Origin of the sequence: Thioalkalivibrio thiocyanodenitrificans ARhD 1, assembly GCF_000378965.1 — a bacterium.
Lineage (GTDB): Bacteria > Pseudomonadota > Gammaproteobacteria > Ectothiorhodospirales > Ectothiorhodospiraceae > Thioalkalivibrio_A > Thioalkalivibrio_A thiocyanodenitrificans.
In genome coordinates, this window is record NZ_KB900536.1 from 1,505,730 (window position 1) to 1,523,471 (window position 17,742).

Here is a 17,742-nt window from a genome sequence, read left to right on the forward strand (position 1 = left end):
TCGGGCCGATGATAGCCCCTTCCGCGGTGGTTTGAGAACCCTGATGCCCATTGTAATTGACGCTCAATCAAGCAGATGCGCCGCGTTCGCCAGCTGATCGATGAAAGCCTGGTATCCCGCGCCCGGCAGATGGGCGCGCTGACCCAGAGCCTGCGTCAACTCCTGCCCCCGGCCCTGGCCCCCCATTGCCGGGTTTCCGGAGTGACGCCGGAGCACCTGATTGTGGCGGCGGACGGTGGGAGCTGGGCCACGCAATTGCGCTATCTGCAGCGCGAGATTGTCAAGCACATGAACGCCCACCATGGCCTGAGCGTCGTCAGGGTCCGGGTTCAGGTGTCGGCACCCTCGTCCGGGGACGAGGCGGCCCGGTCCTGCGGCACGCGCCCCGCCCGGCCTCGGCCCCGGGTCCCGGCCGGCGCCGGGGCGGTCCTTCGGGAAACGGCGCGCACCCTGGACGACCCGCAACTGGCCGGTGCACTGAAGCGGCTGGCCGAGCGGGCCGGCCGGAAGTCCTAGCCCGCGTATCTTACCGCCGTTCGTGGCGAGGGCGTCGGGATGCCGCTGTGGCAGGGCGCACACAGCGCGCAGACCGGCGGCCGGAGCAGAAGGGGGGCGAAATATGCGGGCTGGCTGGCGGACTTGGGGGACCTGCGGGAGGCGGGCGCGGACAGGGTCCGCGCGCGCCGCGTCAGATTGATCTGCATGCGGGCTAGAAGGCGGTGACAGGCTGGGCATAGGAGATCGGCGCGGCCACGCCCTCATCCTCGAAGGTGATGCATTCCCACGCGTCTTCCTGGGCAATGAGGCTGCGGATCAGCCGATTGTTCAGGTCGTGACCCGACTTGAACCCGGTGAAGGCACCGATCAGGCTGTGACCCAGCAGGTACAGGTCGCCGATGGCATCCAGGATCTTGTGTTTGACGAATTCGTCGTCATAGCGCAGGCCGTCTTCGTTGAGAATCCGGAAATCATCCAGCACGATGGCGTTGTCCAGACTGCCGCCCAGTGCCAGCTGCCGTTCGCGCAACATTTCTATATCGCGCATGAACCCGAAGGTACGGGCCCGGCTCACCTCCTTGACAAACGAGGTGGTGGAAAAGTCCAGTTCGGCGGTCTGTACGCCATTGCTGAAGATGGGGTGCTGGAAATCGATGGAGAAACCCACCTTGAACCCGTCGAAGGGCTCGAACCGGGCCCACTTGTCCGCTTCCCGCACCTCCACGGCACGCTTGATTCGGATGAATTTTTTGGGGGCCTCCTGCTCCACGATCCCGGCCGACTGGATGAGAAACACGAAGGGGCCGGCGCTGCCGTCCATGATGGGCACCTCGGGGGCACTCACGTCCACGTAGACGTTGTCGATGCCGAGACCCGCAATGGCCGAAAGCAGGTGCTCCACGGTGGATACCCGGGCGGCACCGTCCACCAGCGTGGTGGATAACCGGGTATCCCCGACGTTGTCCGGACTCGCCTTGATCTCCACCGGTGGATCCAGATCCATGCGCCGGAAGACCACGCCCGTATCCACGGGGGCCGACCGCAGCATCACGTAGACCTTGTCGCCGGTATGCAACCCGACACCCGTGGCCCTGATATTGTTCTTAAGCGTACGCTGTTTGATCAACGCGATAGTCCCCTTTGATTCGGAAATACCGAATCCCTATTCGCTCGCTACTGGCCATCGGTGAGAGCGCTACCCGGTCGCCCGGATGTACAAAAAACCGCGACATTATGGCACCAAGTTGCCCAGGATGCATGTTTTTAGTGCAAAACGGGTCCCGGCGGACCTGCCCGACCGACCGGCGGCAGGCTGGCCATGGCCCCGCCGCCCCGGCCCGGCGCTCAGTCCGCCTGCTTCCTGAGGAAGGCCGGGACGTCCAGATAGTCCATGTTCAGGCCGCCGTTGAGGTCCACCGCCGCATTGCCCTGGTTCTTGCGGATGACCGTCGGGCGCTCCAGGTGGCCATAGTCCGGCTCCAGTTCGGGCGGGGTCTCCACGAGCTTGACCTTGGGCTTGTCCTCGATCACGGTCCGGGTCGTGGCGGCGGCCTTGATGCTGCTGCCCAGCCCCGTGGCCACCAGGGTCACCCGCAGTTCGTCGCTCATCTCCGGGTCAATCACGGTACCCACCACCACGGTGGCATCCTCGGAGGCGAACTCCTTGATGGCATCGCCCACCTCCTCGAACTCGCCGATGGACATATCCAGACCGGCGGTCACGTTCACCAGGATGCCCCGGGCACCGGCGATGTTGACGTCCTCCAGCAGCGGGCTGGAGATGGCCGCTTCCGCCGCCAGCCGGGCACGGTCCTGCCCTGAGGCACTGCCGGTGCCCATCATGGCCATGCCCATCTCCGACATGACCGTGCGGACATCGGCGAAATCCACGTTGATCAGGCCCGGGCGGGTAATGAGCTCCGCGATCCCCTGCACCGCGCCCAGCAGGACATCATTGGCGGCCTTGAAGGCGTCCAGAAGGGAGATGTTCTTGCCCAGCACCGTGAGCAACTTCTCATTGGGAATGGTGATGAGAGAATCCACATACTTGGAAAGGTTCTCCATCCCGGCCTGGGAGACCGCGAGGCGCTTCTTGCCCTCGAAGGGGAAGGGCTTGGTCACGACGGCCACCGTGAGAATGCCCATCTCCTTGGCGATCTGCGCCACCACGGGGGCGCCGCCGGTGCCGGTACCGCCGCCCATGCCGGCCGTGATGAATACCATGTCAGCACCTTCGATCACCTCGCTGATGCGGTCCCGGTCCTCCAGTGCGGCCTCCCGGCCCACCACCGGGTCGGCACCCGCGCCCAGGCCCTTGGTGATGTGCCCGCCCAGCTGCAGCAGCGTCTTGGCGGTATGGTTCTTCAGCGCCTGGGCATCGGTGTTGGCACACACGAAGTCCACGCCCTCGATGCTGGCGTTGACCATGTGCTGGACGGCATTGCCGCCGCCGCCGCCGACACCGATCACCTTGATCACCGCGTTTTGCGGGAATGTATCCATGAGTTCAAACATTGTCTTACCTCCTCAACCCAGTGGTTGATCCGATGCATGAAACGCCGCCCCGACCCGGGGCCACGAAAATTCCCTCTCCAATCCCCAATTCCTGATCCCCGATCCCCGATCCCGATTCATTAGAAGTTGCCCTGAAACCAACTCTTCATGCGCTTCCAGATGGCCTGAAGGCTGCCCGACTGGCGGCTTTCCGCCCCACGCCCCAAGCGGCTCTGGTGACCGAAAAGCAGCAGACCCACACCGGTGGAGTGGATGGGATTTCTCACCACGTCCACGAGGCCACTCACGTGCTGGGGCAGACCCAGGCGCACCGGCATGTGAAACACCTCCTCGGCCAGATCGATGACGCCTTCCATCTTCGATGAACCACCCGTCAGCACCACGCCGGCGGCCACCAGTTCCTCGCAGCCGGAGCGGCGCAGTTCCGCCTGAACCAGCGACAGCAGTTCCTCGTAGCGGGGTTCCACCACTCCGGCGAGCGTCTGCCTGGACAGGCGCTTGGGCGCGCGATCGCCGACGCTCGGCACTTCGATGGTGTCGTCCGGATTGGCAAGCTGACGCAGCGCACAGGCGTACTTGACCTTGATGTCCTCGGCATACTGCGTGGGTGTGCGCAAGGCCACGGCGATATCGTTGGTGACCTGATCGCCGGCAATGGGAATCACCGCCGTATGGCGGATGGCACCGTCGGTGAACACGGCGATGTCAGTGGTGCCGCCGCCGATGTCCACCAGGCAGACGCCCAGTTCCTTCTCGTCCTCGGTGAGGACAGCGTGGCTGGAGGCCATCTGTTCCAGGATGATGTCGTCCACCTCCAGCCCGCAGCGGCGCACGCACTTGACGATGTTCTGGGCGGCGGACACGGCGCCGGTCACCAGGTGCACCTTGGCCTCGAGCCGCACACCCGACATGCCCACCGGCTCGCGGATACCCTCCTGCTCGTCGATGATGAATTCCTGGGGCAGGATGTGCAGGATGCGCTGATCCGCCGGTATTGCCACGGCGCGGGCGGCATCGATCACCCGATCCACGTCCGCGGGCGTGACCTCCTTGTCCTTGATGGCCACAACGCCAGTGGAATTGAGGCTTTTCACATGGCTGCCGGCGATACCCGTGAACACCGAGTGGATCTGACAGCCCGCCATCAGTTCGGCTTCCTCCACCGCCCGCTGGATGGACTGCACGGTGGACTCGATGTTGACCACCACGCCCTTTTTCAGGCCCCGGGAAGGATTGGAGCCGATTCCGATGATCTCGATCTGACCCTCCTCGTTGATCTCGCCCACAATGGCCTCGACCTTGGAGGTGCCGATGTCCAGCCCCACAATCATTCCCTTATCGGATCGCTTCGACATAGAGCCTCTCTTTGTCCTCACTGTCGTTCACTGCCCCGCCCGGGCGTCTTCGTCCCAGGCAACGGCGATGCCGTTGGTGTATCTCAGGTCCATCGTGCGGATGGGTACGTCCCGGTGGGCAGCCACCCGGGGGTAGACACGCAGCAGGCGCTCCAGGTGATCCGCACCCGTGTCACGGCCCATCAGGATCCGTGCCCCGCCCGCCAGATCGATGAGCCAGGCCTGGCGGGCATCCTCGCGGATCCCCTCCACCTGTATCCCCACATCCGCCAGACGCGCCTGGACAGCCAGGTAGCGGCGCATGAGCGTGCGCTGACGCCCCGGCCCGCCCTCAAGCGCGGGCAGCCCCCCGGGCAGACTGTCCGGGGGTGGCGTGAACACATCCCCGAAGCGGTTCACCAACTCTGTGTCGCCCCAGCGCGCCACCGGCACCTGTTCGGTCACCCGCACCACCAGGGTGTCCGGCCAGTTGCGACGTACGGAGACGCCGTAGACCCAGGGCAGTGTCCTGCCCGCATGCTCCACCGCGTTCAGATCCACACTGAAGAAACCGCCCGTCACATGAGGGGCAAGCACGTCCTCCAGTTCACGCCGGTCCAGATGGCGAAATTCACCTTCGATCAGGACTGCGCGCACGGGCAGAGTCCCCGGTTGCAGCGCCCAGGACATGCCGGCGGCCATGGCACCCAGCGTCACCACGAGCGCACCTGCCGCCGCCATTGCGCGCAGCATCCGGCGAAGGCGCAGCCCGCGCCACCAGGGCGCGGCCGCCTGGTTGCCCTTGCGCCTTGCCATGGCATTCCGGTTCGCCACGTCATTGCCGCTCCCCGTTGTCCAGGGTCTGCGCGAGAATGCGCAGGACCAGGGCATCGAAGTCCATGCCCGCGGCCCGGGCCGCCATGGGCACCAGGCTGTGATCGGTCATCCCGGGCACGGTGTTCACTTCGATGAACCAGGGCACACCCACCCGGTCCACCATCAGGTCCACCCGGCCCCAGCCGGATGCGCCCACGGCCCGGAAGGCCTGCAGCGCCTGGTTGCCCAGGCGCCGTTCCTCGCTCTCCTCCAGGCCGCAGGGGCAGTGATAGCGGGTGGTGTCCGACTGGTACTTGGCGTCAAAGTCGTAGAACGCGCGGGGCGTCTCAAGCCGGATCAGCGGCAGCACCTCATCACCGAGGATCGCCGCGGTATACTCCTCGCCCGCCACCCATCGTTCCGCGAAGACGGCCCCGCCGCAGGCGACCGCCCGCAGGTAGGCCTCCGGCAACTGTTCCGCCGACTCCACCTTCGTCATGCCGATGCTCGAACCTTCGAGCACGGGTTTCACGATCAGGGGCAGGCCCAGTCCGGAGGCCACGGCGGACCAGTCGCAATCCCCCTCCAGCACCTGGTAGTCCGGGGTGGGCAGTCCGGCGCCCCGCCACAGGCGTTTGGTGACCAGCTTCTCCATGCCGATGGCGGAACCCAGCACGCCGCTGCCCGTGTAGGGCAGCTCGATCAGATCCAGCGCACCCTGGATCACGCCGTCCTCCCCGCCCCGCCCATGCAGCATGATGAAGGCCCGATCGAACCCGCCCTGCCGAAGCACCGCGATCACGTCGCGGCCCGTATCGACGCCGTGCGCATCCACCCCTGAACGCTGAAGGGCCTCAAGCACCGCCCATCCGCTGATGAGCGAGATCTCCCGCTCCGCGGACCAGCCGCCCATGAGCACCGCCACCTTGCCGAACTCGCCGGGATTCACGACGCATCCTCCCCGGGGGCGGATTCGCCCACGATGCGCACCTCGGTCTCGAGCCTCACACCGAAACGGTCCTCTACCCGGGTCTGGACGTGCCGGATGAGGGCCTCCAGGTCAGCCGCCGTGGCATGTCCGGTGTTGATAATGAAATTGGCGTGCTTGTCCGAGACCTGTGCGCCACCCACGGCACACCCCTTGAGACCGGCCGCTTCCACCAGCCGCCCTGCATGATCGCCGGGCGGATTGCGGAACACGGAACCGCAACTGGCCACGCCGGTAGGCTGTGTCTCGGCCCGCTGGGCCAGCAGTTCACGGATGCGCGCGCGTCCCGCCGTCCCGTCACCCGGCTCAAGCTTGAGGGTCGCGGCCACGAACCATTCCTCCACCGGCGTGATCACACTGCGGTAACCCACTTCGTATTCCCCGGCCTCGCGCAGATGGCGGCGCCCGGTGCGTTCCATGGTTTCCACGGTCTCCACGCAGGACCAGGTTTCGCCCCCCCACGCGCCCGCATTCATGGCCAGTGCGCCGCCCATGGTGCCCGGAATCCCCGCCAGGAATTCGGCGCCGGTCAGGTCGCTGTCGGCACAGAAGCGGGCTACCTTGGCGCAGGCCACGCCGGCCTCGGCGCGAACCCGGTTTCCGGGCAGGCGTTCCAGCCCATCGAGCGCACCGGACAGGGCGATCACCGTGCCCCGCAGTCCGCCGTCGCGCACCAGCAGGTTGCTCCCGAGGCCGAGCCACAGCAGGGGTTCCCCCCTGGGCAGCGTGGACAGGAACAGGGCCAGGTCGTCCATGTCCGCGGGCCGGTACAGGCGCTCGGCCGGGCCGCCCACCCGCCAGGAGTTGTAGCGGGCGAGGGGCTCGTTCTCGCGCAGTTCGCCCCGCAGGGCTTGCAGGTTCTCGGCGGTCATCATGGATGTTCCTCCCCGGATGCGGCGGCGAGGGCCACGGGCAGCGAGGCGGCAAGGGCGCCCACGTTCCCGGCCCCCTGGGTGAGCAGCACGTCCCCGTCGCGAAGGACCCCCTGCAGGGTCTCCACAAAACGATCGGGAGACTCCACGAATACCGGATTCACGCGTCCGCGGGCCCGGATGGCGCGGGCCAGGGTGCGGCCGTCAGCCCCGTGGATGGGCGCTTCACCGGCGGCATACACGTCCAGCAGCACCAGCACCTCCGGTTCGGACAGCACTTCCGCGAAGTCCTCGAACAGATCCCGGGTACGGGTGTAGCGGTGGGGTTGAAAGGCCAGCACGAGGCGCCGGCCGGGCCAGGCGTCCCGGGCGGCGGCCAGGGTCGCGGCAATCTCCGTGGGGTGGTGGCCGTAGTCATCCACCAGGGTCACCGTCCCCGAAGGAGTCAGGATGTCCCCGTAGACCTGGAAGCGACGCCCGATGCCCTGGAACCTGTCCAGGCCGCGCTGGATGGCGTCGTCACTCACCCCCAGTTCGTGCGCTACGGCCACCGCGGCCAGGGCGTTGAGGACGTTATGCCGTCCGGGCATATTCAGCGCCACGGCCAGCGGGTGATCACGGCCGGGTAACGTGATGTCGAACCGGGTGCGGGTGCCGTCGGCGCGCAGATGGCTCGCGGCCACGTCGGCGGCCACATCGATGCCGTAGGTAAGCGTCGGCCGCCCGACCTCTGCCAACATGTCCGCCAGGTGCCGGTCATTGATGCAGAGCACCGCCAGTCCGTAGAACGGCAGGTGATGCAGGAACTCCAGAAAGGTGGCCCGCAGTCTGTCGAAATCCCCCTGATAGGTGGCGAGATGATCCGCGTCGATGTTGGTGACCACGGCGATCATAGGCTGCAGATGAAGGAACGAGGCATCGCTCTCGTCCGCCTCCGCCACCAGATAGGCCCCCTGGCCCAGGCGGGAGTGGCTGGCGGTGCTGTTCAGCCGGCCGCCGATCACAAAGGTCGGGTCCAGACCCCCCTCGGCCAGCAGGCTTGCCACCAGGCTGGTGGTGGTGGTCTTGCCATGGGTGCCGGCCACGGCGATGCCGTGCCGGAAACGCATGAGCTCGGCCAGCATTTCCGCGCGGCGAACCACCGGGATGCGCGCCTCCCTGGCGGCCAGCAGTTCCGGATTCCCCGGCTCGATGGCGCTGGAGATCACCAGCACGTCCGCGTTGCGCACATGCGCTGCATCGTGACCCCGGTGGACAGCCACGCCCAGACCCTCCAGGCGCCGCGTCATGGCATTCTCGGCCATGTCCGAACCGCTCACCCGGTAACCGAGATTGGCCAACACCTCGGCGATGCCGCCCATGCCGGAGCCGCCGATGCCCACGAAATGGATGCGCCGGATGCGGCGCATGGGCAGGGCGGCGCTTGCGGGAGGCGCGCTCATGGCCTGCCTCCCGGTATCAGATCGAGACAGTGACCGGCCACCACCCGGGTGGCATCGGGCGTGGCCAGCGAACGGGCCGCCTGCGCCATGGCGAGGGCGCGCGTACGATCCATGCGCGAGAGCTCGGCGGCCAGGCGCTGCGCATCCAGTTCGGCGGGGGGGATCAGCACCGCCGCATCGGCCCGGGTGAGAAAACGGGCGTTCACGGTCTGGTGGTCGTCCACCGCGTGGGGATAGGGCACCAGAATGGCACCCACTCCCGCGGCGGCCAGCTCCGCGACGGTCAGGGCACCGGCGCGGCAGACCACCAGGTCGGCCCAGGCGTACGCGGCGCCCATGTCCTCGATGAAGGCCGTGATCTCCGCCCGCACACCCGCATTGCCGTAGGCCTGCGTGGCCTGCTCGAGGGTGCGCTCCCCCGTCTGGTGGCGCACCAGGGGACGGGCCTCCACCGGCAGGCGGGCCAACGCGGCGGGCACCGTCTCGTTCAGGGCAAGGGCCCCCAGACTGCCCCCCAGCACCAGTAACCGCAGGGGGCCCCGGCGTCCCTGGAAGCGCTGGTCCGGCAACGGCAACCCGGCAATCTCCCCGCGCACCGGATTGCCGGTGTGGAGGGCCCCGACCTTCTCCGGAAAGGTGCCCGGGAAGGCTTCCAGCACCCGATCGGCGACACGCGCAAGCCAGCGGTTGGTCAGGCCCGCCACGGCGTTCTGCTCGTGGATCACCAGTGGTATGTTCAGGGCCGAGGCCACCAGGCCGCCGGGGCCCGAGGCGAAACCGCCCATGCCCAGTACCAGCCGGGGTTTCACGCGCATCATCAGCAGCAGGGCAGCCCACAGGGCAATGCCCAGGCGCCACGGCGCCAGCAGCCAGTTGACCAGCCCCTTGCCGCGCAGCCCGACCATGGGCAACGTGTGCAGCACCATACCCGCCGCCGGCACGACCCTGGCCTCCAGCCCCCTCGCCGTACCCAGCCACTGCACCTCTTCACCTCCGCCGCGCAGGTGTTCGGCCACCGCAAGACCCGGGAACACATGCCCCCCGGTGCCGCCGGCCATGACCAGGATGGGACGCCCGCTCATGACGCCCGCCTCCCGCGCAGCACCCGGCTGCCCCGCAGCGCCCTGCTCTCCACGGTCTCCCGATGCACGCGCAGCAGCAGGCCCACGGCGGCGCAACTGACCAGCATGGAGCTGCCGCCATAGCTCATGAAGGGCAGGGTCAGCCCCTTGGTGGGCAACAGGCCCATGTTCACGGCCATGTTCACGAAGGCCTGCAGGCCGATCCACACGCCAACCCCGTAAGCCGCGTAGGCCCCGAAGGTCTGTCCGGCCGTTTCGGCGGCTCGGGCAATCGCGAAGCTGCGCCACAGGAACCCGCCGAACAGCAGAATCACCACGGCAATGCCGGCCAGCCCCAGTTCCTCGGCCAGAACGGCGAACAGGAAATCGTTGTGGGCTTCGGGCAGGTAGAACAGTTTCTGCACACTGGCCCCCAACCCGGCGCCCAGCCAGGAGCCGCTGCCGATGGCGATCAGCGACTGGGTCAATTGAAAGCCGCTGTTGAAGGGATCCGTCCAGGGATCCACGAAGGCGGTCAGACGTGCCATGCGATAGGGAGTGGTGACCGCCAGGGCAACCAGCGCACCCGCCACGGTGCCCAGCAGCAGGCCGAACTGCCAGAGCCGGGCGCCGCCCAGGAAAAGCAGCGTGAGACCGATGGCCATCAGCACCACGGCGGCGCCGAAGTCAGGCTGCATCAGCAGCAGCACCGCCACCAGGGAAAGCACCACCATGGGGCGCAGGAACCCGGAGAACCGTTCCCGCACCGCACGGGCGTGGCGGCACAGATAGCCCGCCATGTACAGGGTGATGAGCAGCTTCACCACCTCGGAAACCTGCAGATTGAACAGGCCCAGGCTGAGCCAGCGGGTGGATCCGTTGACCGTGACGCCCACCCCCGGAATCAGCAGCAACCCAAGCAGCAGGAAGGCGAGCACCAGCAGGAGTGCCGTGGCCGCAGCCCAGTAGGCAAGGCGAATCCGGTACATCGCGGCTGCGGCCAGCAGGCCAAGGATCACGTACACGGTCTGGCGATAGAGGTAGTGGAAGGGATCACCCAGATTGCGCTCCGCGATGCCCACGGACGCCGAACCCACCATCACCAGCCCCAGCCCCAGCAGCGCCGCCACGCACACCACCAGAGTCGGGTCGAGACGCTGCGCCAGTTGCACCCGCAGCTGCTGGCCGGCGTCACGGGTGGCCTGAAGATCCGCGGCGCTCACGGGGCCAGCTCCCGCACCGCGGCCATGTAGGCCTCGCCCCGGTGCATGAAGTTTTCGAACATGTCGAGACTTGCGCAGGCCGGCGAGAGCAGCACGCTGTCACCGGCGCGGGCGAGTCGTGCCGCCTCGGCCACAGCCGCGGGCATGTCCGCGGCCGTCACCACGGGCACCGCATCCCCGATGGCCGCGGCCATGGCCGGCGCATCCTCGCCGAGCAGCACGACGGCACGGGCCCGGCCGGCAAGGGCATCACGAAGCGGCGCGAAGTCCTGCCCCTTGCCCTGCCCGCCCGCGATCAGCACCAGGGGGCCGGAGAATCCGGCCAGGGCGGCCAGCGTCGCGCCCAGGTTGGTGCCCTTGGAATCGTTGTACCAGGATACGCCGTGAATGCGGGCGACCCACTGGCAGCGATGCGGCAGTCCCTGGAAGCTCATGAGCGCCTCGACCATGGCGGGGCGCGGCAGGCCAACGGCCTCCCCCAGAGCCAGCGCGGCCAGGGCATTGGCGGTGTTGTGGCGTCCGGGGATGCGCAGCCGGGATTCCGCGATCCAGGGGATCTCCCCGCAGGCCAGCCAGATCTCACCATCGCGCGTCACCAGCCCCCATTGCCCGGGTGCCGGCTCGTCCAGGCCAAAGCTCACGCGGCGCTCGCCGCCGGACATGGCAGCCACCCTCGCGTCGTCCCGGTTGATCACCGCCGTGGCTGCCCGGGACAGGATCCGGGCCTTGGCGGCCGCGTAACCTTCCAGGTCCCCGTAACGGTCCAGATGATCCGCCGACACATTGAGCACCGCCGCCGCCGCCGGTGCCAGGCTTTCGGTGGTTTCCAGCTGGAAGCTGGACAGCTCCAGCACGTAGAGGGCGGGTTCCGGCTCGGTGATCAGGTCCAGTGCGGGGGTGCCGATGTTGCCGCCCACGCCCACGCGGATTCCAGCGGCGCGGGCCATTTCCCCCACCAGGGCCGTCACCGTGCTCTTGCCGTTGGAACCGGTGATGGCCACCACCGGAGCGGTGGCGGTGCGCGCAAACAGCTCGATGTCACCCAGGATCTCGGCACCCGCCGCCCGGGCCGCCGCGACGGCCGGCTCACGCACGCTCACCCCGGGGCTCACCACCAGGCGCCGCGCAGCGGTGAAGACGCCGGCATCAAAGGGGCCGGCATGCACGGCAATCCCGGGGGCAAGGCGTGTCAGTTCCTCGCGTCCGGGCGGCTGCGCGCGGCTGTCCGCCACGCGGAAGGACTCGCCGCGCGCCAGCAGGTGGCGCGCTACCGAGAGTCCCGTTGTGCCCAGTCCCACGATCAATGTCTCATCCGTCCCGCTCATGCAATGAAGAAGTCCTGCGCCTAACGCAGCTTCAGGGTGGCCAGACCCACCAGCACCAGGATCACGGTGATGATCCAGAACCGCACGATGACCCGGGGTTCGGGCCAGCCCTTGAGTTCGAAGTGGTGATGCAGCGGCGCCATGCGGAAGATGCGCCGCCCGGTGAGCTTGTAGGAGACCACCTGCAGGATCACCGACAGGGTCTCCACCACGAACACGCCGCCCATGACCACCAGCACGATCTCCTGGCGGGTGACGATGGCCAGCACCCCCAGCGCGGCGCCCAGCGCCAGCGCTCCCACGTCGCCCATGAACACCTGCGCGGGGTAGGCGTTGAACCATAGAAACCCGAGGCCCGCGCCCACCAGCGCGCCGGTGAACACCACCAGTTCGCCCACCCCGGGTACCGAGGGAATGCCCAGGTAGTCGGCAAACACCGCATGGCCCGCCGCGTAGGCGAACACGCCGAAGGCGCCCGCCACCATCACCGTGGGCAGAATGGCCAGGCCGTCGAGGCCGTCGGTGAGATTGACCGCGTTGCTGGTGCCCACGATCACGAACCAGGCCAGCAGGATGAACCAGGGACCGAGCTGGACCGCCACATCCTTGAACAGGGGCACGTACAGCGTGGTTTCCACCGGCGTCTGGGCGGAGTAATAGAGCAGCGCCGCCACGGCGAAACCCGCCACTGACTGCCAGAAGAACTTTTGCTTCGCGCTCAGGCCGCGGGCATTGCCGTAACGCAGCTTGCGGTAATCGTCCACACCGCCGATGAGCCCGAACAGCAGGGTGACCAAGAGCACGATCCACACAAAGCGGTTGCTCAGGTCGCTCCACAACAGGGTGCTCACCCCCACCGCCACCAGGATCAGGGCACCCCCCATGGTGGGTGTGCCCGCCTTGGTCAGATGGGTTCGGGGCCCGTCCTGGCGTATCTGCTGACCCACCTTGTAGAGGCTCAGGCGCCGGATCATGGCGGGTCCCACCACGAACGCGATCAGCAGGGCGGTCAGAACGCCCAGGATGCCGCGCAGGGTGAGGTACTGGAATACGGCGAATCCCCGGTAATACTGCATCAGGAACTCAGCGAGACTGAGCAGCATGGGCATCCCCCCCGGCGTTATGGTTGTTGTGGTGATGCCCTGCCTGCAGGGCCTGGACCACCCGCTCCATGCGCTGGCTGCGCGAACCCTTGACCAGCACGGTCATGTCCGGGTGCAGCGCGGGGCCCAACGCGCCGATGAGCGATGCGCAATCCTCGAAATGCCGCCCGCCCTCACCGAAGGCCTGCACGGCCTGCACACTCAGAGGCCCGGTGGCCAGGAACCGCTCGATGCCAAGCTCCCTTGCCCGGCGTCCGACTTGCGCATGCAACGCACCGGCCTCGTCGCCCAGTTCCCCCATGTCCCCGAGCACCACGCAACGCTCCCCCGGACAGGTCGCCAGGACGTCCAGGGCCGCCAGGGTCGAGGCGGGATTGGCGTTGTAGCTGTCGTCCAGCAGCCGGGCGCCGTTCAGACCCGGCAACGGCGTGAGACGGCCGCTGACCGGATGCACCCGGGCAAGTCCGCCGAGGATGGCATCCACGGGGATTTCCGCCGCCAGGGAGGCGGCCGCGGCGGCCAGGGCGTTCATGGCGTTGTGGCGCCCGGCGAATGCCAGCGAAAGATGCCGCTCCTCGCCGGCCAGCCGGAGGGACAACCGGTTCGGGACCTCCCAGACACCGCTCACGTCCGCGGGGCGCTCGAGTCCGAAGGTGATGATGCGGCGCCCCCGGTTGAGTGTCCGCCAGTAGTCCGCGTAGGCGTCGTCGGCGTTGATCACCGCCACGCCGTCCGCGCGCAGCCCCTGGAAGATCTCGCCCTTGGCACGGGCCACGCCCTCGATACTGCCGAACCCCTCCAGGTGCGCGGGGCCCGCGTTGGTGATCAACGCGACGTCAGGGCACGCCAGGGCGGTAAGACAGGCGATCTCCCCGGCGTGATTGGCGCCCATCTCCACCACCGCGAGGCGGTGGTGCCGGCTCATCTGCAGCAGGGTGAGGGGCACACCGATATCGTTGTTGAGATTGCCCCGGGTCGCCAGCACGGGGCCGCTCTCGCGGGCAATGGCCGCCAGCATCTCCTTGACCGTGGTCTTGCCGTTGCTGCCGGTCAGGGCGATCACCTTCGCCGGCATCTGTGCCCGCCAGGCCTGCGCCAGCCGTCCCAGGGCGAGACGTGTATCGTCCACGACGACCTGCCCCAGGCGCGTGGGCAGGGCACGATTGACCATGACCCCGGCCGCGGGCAGGGCATCGTCCACGAAGGCATGCCCGTCATGGCGCTCCCCGGACAGGGCCACGAACAACTGCCCATGGCGCAGGCTCCGGGTATCGGTGCTCACGCCCTCCGCGATGGCATCCGGACCCTCCACGTATCCGCCCACCATGCGGGCGATCTCCGACAAGGCGAGGATCATCATGTGCAATCCTCCGTGAGGCTTCGTGCCAGGCCGCGATCGCTGTACGGGCGCTGCTCATCGCCGACGATCTGCACGGTCTCGTGGCCCTTGCCGGCCAGCAGCACCACGTCCCCGGGCGCGGCCCCGCGCCAGGCCAGTTCCACGGCCAAGCGGCGATCCGGTTCCAGGTGCGCCCGCTCCGGATGTTTGAAACCGGCCATCACCTGCCGGGCGATCTCCTCGGGGTCCTCATGGCGGGGGTTGTCGCTGGTCACCACCACGTGATCCGCGTACTGCTCGGCGGCCCGGGCCATCAGGGGGCGCTTGCCCGGATCCCGGTCGCCGCCACAGCCGAACACGCACCAGAGGCGCCCCTGGCAATGAGCCCGCAACGCATGGAGCACATGGGCCAGGGCGGCCGGGGTATGCGCGTAATCCACCACCAGGCTGGCGCCGGAGGCCCCGGCAAAGCGCTCCATGCGGCCCGGCACCGTGCGCACCCCGGACAGTCGCTCCAGGGCCTCGGACAGATTCAGACCCAGTTGCAGCAGGGTGGCCAGGGCCCCCAGCAGGTTGTGCACGTTGAAATCACCCAGCAGGCCGGCCTCCAGCCGGCCGTCACCCCACGGGGTATGCACGTGAAATGACAGGCCTTCGGCCCGGAAGCGCACGTCCGATGCTTGCACGCAATCCTGCCCGGGTACCGCCCCGCCCGTGCCGTAACCCAGGATCGACACGCGCTCCGCCAGGCGGTCCGCCAGCCGGCGGCCGAAGGCGTCGTCGGTATTGAGGATGGCGGTGCCCAGCCCGGGCCACTCGAACAGCCGGGCCTTCGCCTCGGCGTAGGCGGCCTCGTCGGCGTGGTAGTCCAGATGATCCCGGCTCAGGTTGGTCAGTACGGCGAGGTCCAGGGCCACGCCGTTGATACGCCCCTGCACCAGGGCGTGGGAGGAGACCTCCATGACCGTGTGGCGTACTCCCCGGCCATGCAGATCCGCGAGGCAACGGTGCAGGGAAACCGCGTCCGGGGTCGTGTGTCCGGTGTCGGACAGTGCGCCGTAGACACCGGCGCCCAGGGTACCGATCACGCCGCAGCGTCCGGGCTCCCGGTCAAGGGCCTGCGCCAGAAACTGGGTGACCGAGGTCTTGCCGTCGGTGCCCGTGACACCCACCAGCTTCATGGCCCGGGACGGGTGGTCGAAGAAACGGTCCGCCATTTCGCCCAGGCGCCAGGAGAGCTCCGGCATCGCCACGCAGGGCACGGGCAGGCGGTGGGGCGGAGCGACGCCAGGGGCCGGTTCCCAGACCACCGCGGCGGCGCCACGTTCCAGCGCCGCGTTCACATGGGCCAGCCCGTGGCTGCGGTGACCGGCCAGGGCAAAAAATGCGGCGCCGGGCTGGGCCCGGCGACTGTCGATGCAGAGGTCGGTGATCTGGGTGTCCTGCCCCGGCGGCACCGGGGCCAGCCCCTCGAGCAGGGCGGCCAGATTCCAATGTGACCGGGGAGACAGGGCTGCCATCATGCGGGGCCCTCCCCGGCTGAGACCCGCCGCAGTTCCGGCAGGTCATCGGGGGCGATGTCCAGCAGGCGCAGCGCGCCCTGCATGACGCGGGAGAACACCGGCGCCGCCACCTGCCCGCCGTAGTATGCCTCCCCGGTCGGCTCGTCGATGGTCACCACCATCACGAGCCGCGGCGCGCTGGCCGGTGCCATGCCCGCGAACACCGACATGTAGCGGTCCTCCGCGTAGCCGCCGGCTCCGCTCTTGCGCACGGTGCCGGTCTTGCCGGCCACCCGGTAGGCCTCCACCGCGGCCCGGTTCCCGCTGCCCTCCGGTGCCACCGCTGCTTCCAGCATCCGTCGTATCCGCTGCGCCGTCTCGGCCGACATGACACGCTCCGGATCACGCACCCGCTGACCCGCCACGAACCGTGGCGCGGGCATGAGGCCGTCGTTTGCCAGCGCCGCGTAGGCCTGGGCCAATTGCAGCGGCGTGACGGACAGACCGTAGCCGAAGGCGAGCGTGGCCCGGTCCACTTGGCGCCAATAGAAGAAGTCACGCAACAGGCCCGCCGCCTCGCCCGGGAAACCGCTGCCGGTGCCGCGCCCCAGGCCGGCCCGGTGGAAAACGCTCCAGAGCGCCTCCGATTCCATGTCCAGGGCCAGCTTCGTGGCACCGATATTGGAGGACTTGGCAATGAGCGTGGTGAGATCGATGCGGCCGTAGTTGCGGATGTCCCGGATGGTATGCCGGCCCACCCGGAACTGCCCCGGCGCGGTGTCCAGGAGCGCGTCCGGGCGCACCGCGCCGCTTTCCAGTGCCGCGGCCACGGTAAAGGGCTTGATGGTGGACCCCGGCTCGAACACGTCGGTCACCGCACGGTTGCGGGATGCTTCCACGCTCAGACCGGCCCGATTGTTGGGGTTGAATGCGGGCTGGTTGACCATGGCCAGGATCTCGCCGGTGCGGGCATCCATCACCACCAGGGATCCGGCCCGGGCACCGTGGGCCTGCACGGCGGCCTTGAGCTCCCGGTAGGCCAGGTACTGGACCCGCTGATCCAGGGTCAGCGTCACGTCCTTGCCCGGGCGGGCGGGCCGGATGTTCTCCACGTCCCGGATCACCCGGCCCAGGCGGTCGCGCAACACGCGCTTGGCACCGGGCTGCCCGGTCAGCCGGTCATTGAAGGCCAGCTCGACGCCCTCCTGCCCCTGATCGTCAATATTGGTGAAGCCCAGTACATGGCCGGCCACCTCACCCATGGGGTAGTAACGGCGAAACTCCCGCTGCAATCCGATGCCGGGCACCCCAAGGGCCTGCACACGCTGCGCCACGTCGGGATTCACGTGGCGGCGCAGGTACACGAACTCGCGGGAAGCACGCTCGGTGAGCCGGCTCCGCAGGTCCCGAGGGTCCAGACCCAGTTCCTGCGCCAACTCGGCGATGCGCTCCGGTGCCTGAAGGGTCTCCCCGGGATTGGCCCACACGGACTCCACCGGGGTGCTCACCGCCACGGGCTCCCCATGGCGGTCCAGCAGCATGCCGCGGTGGGCCGGAATCGAGACGACCCGCAGGTGGCGCGCATCGCCCTCGCCGCGCAGGAAGTCCTGCTTGAGGATCTGCAGGTCGAAGGCGCGCGCCACCAGCATCACGAACGCCAGGCAGAAGAGGCCCAGCACCGTGTTGCGGCGAATTGCACTCACCTTGTCCGGGGCATCCGACATG

General features: G+C 68.2%; 15 protein-coding genes. 1 reads left to right on the forward strand and 14 read right to left on the reverse strand.

Annotation, left to right across the window (positions count from 1 at the left end):
- Nucleotides 1-75: 75 nt before the first annotated feature.
- Nucleotides 76-516 (forward strand): DUF721 domain-containing protein, encoded by a 441-nt coding sequence (locus THITHI_RS0107060; RefSeq protein WP_018232378.1) that lies wholly within the window; start codon nucleotides 76-78, stop codon nucleotides 514-516.
- Nucleotides 517-709: 193 nt separating this feature from the next.
- On the opposite strand, the gene lpxC is transcribed toward THITHI_RS0107060, so the two are convergent.
- From lpxC to THITHI_RS0107130, 14 genes are all read right to left on the reverse strand, one after another.
- On the reverse strand, nucleotides 710-1,624 hold the full coding sequence (lpxC, locus tag THITHI_RS0107065) for a UDP-3-O-acyl-N-acetylglucosamine deacetylase (RefSeq protein WP_018232379.1): 915 nt from the start codon (nucleotides 1,622-1,624) through the stop codon (nucleotides 710-712).
- 218 nt (nucleotides 1,625-1,842) lie between these two features.
- Entirely contained in the window at nucleotides 1,843-3,012 is a 1,170-nt protein-coding gene (gene ftsZ / locus THITHI_RS0107070; RefSeq protein ID WP_018232380.1) for a cell division protein FtsZ, read from the reverse strand.
- Nucleotides 3,013-3,131: 119 nt separating this feature from the next.
- Nucleotides 3,132-4,367, reverse strand: coding sequence for a cell division protein FtsA (gene ftsA / locus THITHI_RS0107075; protein ID WP_026186134.1), 1,236 nt, complete (start codon nucleotides 4,365-4,367; stop codon nucleotides 3,132-3,134).
- 27 nt (nucleotides 4,368-4,394) lie between these two features.
- On the reverse strand, nucleotides 4,395-5,162 hold the full coding sequence (locus THITHI_RS0107080) for a cell division protein FtsQ/DivIB (protein WP_018232382.1): 768 nt from the start codon (nucleotides 5,160-5,162) through the stop codon (nucleotides 4,395-4,397).
- Nucleotides 5,163-5,181: 19 nt separating this feature from the next.
- Entirely contained in the window at nucleotides 5,182-6,111 is a 930-nt protein-coding gene (locus tag THITHI_RS0107085; protein WP_018232383.1) for a D-alanine--D-alanine ligase, read from the reverse strand.
- Nucleotides 6,108-7,022, reverse strand: coding sequence for a UDP-N-acetylmuramate dehydrogenase (gene murB, locus THITHI_RS0107090; protein WP_018232384.1), 915 nt, complete (start codon nucleotides 7,020-7,022; stop codon nucleotides 6,108-6,110). Before murB ends, THITHI_RS0107085 begins: the two co-directional genes overlap by 4 nt.
- Nucleotides 7,022-8,464 carry a UDP-N-acetylmuramate--L-alanine ligase gene (gene murC / locus THITHI_RS0107095; RefSeq protein WP_026186135.1) on the reverse strand — a complete coding sequence of 481 codons (1,443 nt, stop codon included), beginning with the start codon at nucleotides 8,462-8,464 and terminating at the stop codon, nucleotides 7,022-7,024. The genes murB and murC overlap by 1 nt, the downstream gene beginning before the upstream one ends.
- A complete protein-coding gene (gene murG, locus THITHI_RS0107100) occupies nucleotides 8,461-9,546 on the reverse strand; it encodes an undecaprenyldiphospho-muramoylpentapeptide beta-N-acetylglucosaminyltransferase (protein ID WP_018232386.1) in 1,086 nt (361 codons plus the stop codon). Before murG ends, murC begins: the two co-directional genes overlap by 4 nt.
- A complete protein-coding gene (gene ftsW / locus THITHI_RS0107105) occupies nucleotides 9,543-10,748 on the reverse strand; it encodes a putative lipid II flippase FtsW (protein ID WP_018232387.1) in 1,206 nt (401 codons plus the stop codon). The genes murG and ftsW overlap by 4 nt, the downstream gene beginning before the upstream one ends.
- A complete protein-coding gene (gene murD, locus THITHI_RS0107110) occupies nucleotides 10,745-12,073 on the reverse strand; it encodes a UDP-N-acetylmuramoyl-L-alanine--D-glutamate ligase (protein ID WP_018232388.1) in 1,329 nt (442 codons plus the stop codon). The genes ftsW and murD overlap by 4 nt, the downstream gene beginning before the upstream one ends.
- 20 nt (nucleotides 12,074-12,093) lie before the next feature.
- The gene (mraY, locus tag THITHI_RS0107115) at nucleotides 12,094-13,176 is read right to left on the reverse strand and encodes a phospho-N-acetylmuramoyl-pentapeptide-transferase (RefSeq protein WP_026186136.1); all 1,083 of its coding nucleotides are present in this window, start codon (nucleotides 13,174-13,176) and stop codon (nucleotides 12,094-12,096) included.
- On the reverse strand, nucleotides 13,157-14,536 hold the full coding sequence (locus THITHI_RS0107120) for a UDP-N-acetylmuramoyl-tripeptide--D-alanyl-D-alanine ligase (protein WP_018232390.1): 1,380 nt from the start codon (nucleotides 14,534-14,536) through the stop codon (nucleotides 13,157-13,159). Before THITHI_RS0107120 ends, mraY begins: the two co-directional genes overlap by 20 nt.
- Nucleotides 14,533-16,038, reverse strand: coding sequence for a UDP-N-acetylmuramoyl-L-alanyl-D-glutamate--2,6-diaminopimelate ligase (locus THITHI_RS0107125; protein ID WP_018232391.1), 1,506 nt, complete (start codon nucleotides 16,036-16,038; stop codon nucleotides 14,533-14,535). Before THITHI_RS0107125 ends, THITHI_RS0107120 begins: the two co-directional genes overlap by 4 nt.
- Nucleotides 16,035-17,741 (reverse strand): peptidoglycan D,D-transpeptidase FtsI family protein, encoded by a 1,707-nt coding sequence (locus THITHI_RS0107130; RefSeq protein ID WP_018232392.1) that lies wholly within the window; start codon nucleotides 17,739-17,741, stop codon nucleotides 16,035-16,037. Before THITHI_RS0107130 ends, THITHI_RS0107125 begins: the two co-directional genes overlap by 4 nt.
- Nucleotide 17,742 lies beyond the last annotated feature (1 nt).